General features: G+C 48.6%; 3 protein-coding genes. All 3 read left to right on the forward strand.

Going from position 1 to position 2,282, the window contains the following annotated elements; translation table 11 throughout:
• Positions 1-305, forward strand: a 305-nt coding sequence (tnpA, locus tag ACFPFU_RS25565; RefSeq protein WP_377069575.1) for an IS66 family insertion sequence element accessory protein TnpA, incomplete at its 5' end; no start/stop codon positions are given.
• Positions 305-652: an IS66 family insertion sequence element accessory protein TnpB gene (gene tnpB, locus ACFPFU_RS25570; RefSeq protein WP_377069577.1), complete on the forward strand. Its 348-nt coding sequence runs from the start codon at positions 305-307 to the stop codon at positions 650-652. The genes tnpA and tnpB, both read left to right, overlap by 1 nt.
• Before the next feature lie 26 nt (positions 653-678).
• A complete protein-coding gene (tnpC, locus tag ACFPFU_RS25575; RefSeq protein ID WP_377069579.1) occupies positions 679-2,241 on the forward strand; it encodes an IS66 family transposase in 1,563 nt (520 codons plus the stop codon).
• The last annotated feature ends 41 nt before the right edge of the window (positions 2,242-2,282 follow it).

Raw genomic sequence — 2,282 nt, forward strand, 5'->3', positions numbered from 1 at the left:
ATAGTTGCATCATGAAAAAGATAAGCAACGACGAGTATTATAACCTGTTTTGCAGGTGGCGGGCTTCCGGTATAAGCAAAGCTTCATTTGCTGAGGGCGAAGGTATTTCCAGGACGGTTTTTTATTATTGGTGCAGGAAGTTCGGCATGGAGCAATCTTCTCCAACCGATCAACCATCCTTTTCATTGATCACCCCTGATGTTGGTTTTCATAAAGAACCGGTGGTCAGGATCAGTTATCCATCGGGTGTGAGCATTGAGTTTTTCGGAAAGGTAGAGATCGATTCGGTCAAAAAGCTTCTTTGATGCTTGCCCTATCGAGCTCGACCAGATACTTTATGTATAGAGAACCCACCGACATGCGTTTCGGGATCAATTCGCTGGCAGGTCTGGTCCGCAGCAAGCTTGGCTTTGACCCCATGAACGGAGACGTTTTTGTGTTTCTTGGTAAGCGTTCCAACCAGATCCGTCTCCTTCACTGGGACAGGGACGGTTTTGCCATGTACATCAAAAAGCTTGAGAGGGGGACTTTTGAACGCCCCATATTGGCAGGAAACTCCATTACAAGCGGTCAGCTGAGCCTGCTCTTACAGGGGGTAAGGCTCGGATCGGTGAGCTACAGGAAGCGCTATACCCCCTTAAAAAGGGTGTAAAAAACAGTGTGTTTTTTCTTAAAAAAGTGCTTTTAAATACGTTTAAAGCCACTTTTTTATGGTATCTTTATGTCATGGAAAACAGGGAAAAGGACTACAAAAAGCTGTATGAGGAAGCCCTGTTGACCCTATCTGAAAAAGAAGAAATCCTGCTCCGGAAGGAAGAGATCATCTCCGATCAGCAGTTTGAACTCGACAAACTCCGCAGACACCTTTTTGGATTCAAGAGTGAAAAACGCACAGGTAACGTCGGTGACGGCCAGCTGGGACTTTTTGAACTCGGAGTGACACAGTCGGTACAGGAAGAGCTTTCGGAATCAGTTTCAGTAGAAAAGCCTGCTCCCAGGAAAAGGGCCAAAGGAACAGGCCGTATGGCCCTCCCCGAAGAGCTCAGAAGGGAAGAAGTGGTGATCGAACCGTCTGAATCCACCGAAGGCTGCACAAGAATCGGGGAAGAAGTGACAGAGGTGCTTGAGCTTGTGCCCGCATCCTTCTATGTGAAGCGTTATATACGTCCAAAGTATGCCAGGGCGAACGGTGAAGGCATCATCATCGGGACACTTCCTGACCGGGTGATCGAAAAAGGCATCCCTTCCGAGTCCGTGATCGCCCAGATGACTGTCGACAAGTATGTTTATGGGATGCCGCTCCACAGACAGATAGACAAATATGCCAAGATGGGGATACGGATTCCCGCCTCAAGTGCATCAGATTGGATCATGAGGGGCTGGGACCACCTCAGGCCGCTCTGGGAGCTGCTCCGGCTGGTAGTGATCAGCCAAAAATATCTCCAGGTCGATGAAACACCGATAAAGGTCCTGGAAAGGGATCACAAAAACGGCATCCACCAGGGCTACATGTGGCTGTACCATGCCCCTGTGGACAGACTTGTGGTATTCGATTACAGAAAAGGACGGGACCGGTCAGGTCCCAAAGAAATGCTTGCGGACTTTAGGGGCATCATCCAGACGGATGGCTATAAAGTCTATGACTCCCTCTTTGGAAGCCATCCGGATATCCATTTGACTTTTTGTATGGCCCACGCCAGACGTAAGTTCGTGGATGCCCTAAAGGATGATGAAGAACAGGCCAACTATGTACTGGACAAAATCGGGAAGCTCTATCTTCTCGAGGCACAGATGAGAGATGGGACAATGGACTGGGAACAACGGACGGTTTTGAGAAAGGAACATGCGGAGCCCGTTCTGAATACTCTTGGCAAATGGCTGGAAGAAAACCAGTACAGCTACAGGCCCAAAAGCCCGATGGGTGAAGCCATCGCATATGCACACAAAAGGTGGGCAGGACTGAGTGCATACGTACTGCACGGTCAGATGGAAATCGATAACAACCTGGTGGAAAATGCAGTGAGACCCCTGGCTGTGGGCAGAAAAGCATACCTGTTTGCCGGATCACATCAGGCAGCAGAAATGACAGCCGCCATGTACTCCTTCATGGCCAGCTGCAAAAAGAACAAAGTCAATGAATTTGATTGGCTCAAAGATGTGTTCGAAAGAATCCAGAGCCATAAACAAAAAGACCTCTACCAGCTCCTACCCTCAAACTGGGAAGAATACCGTCCTAAATAAAATCCCCTTATTTAACAAGACGGGGTTTGTCGGAGGGATAC

It is taken from the genome of Negadavirga shengliensis (assembly GCF_042652345.1).
GTDB lineage: Bacteria > Bacteroidota > Bacteroidia > Cytophagales > Cyclobacteriaceae > Negadavirga > Negadavirga shengliensis.

Bases quoted from the DNA above. Each gene is read 5' to 3' on its own strand.
- tnpB (WP_377069577.1), top strand. From the start codon at position 305: ATGCTTGCCCTATCGAGCTCGACCAGATACTTTATGTATAGAGAACCC.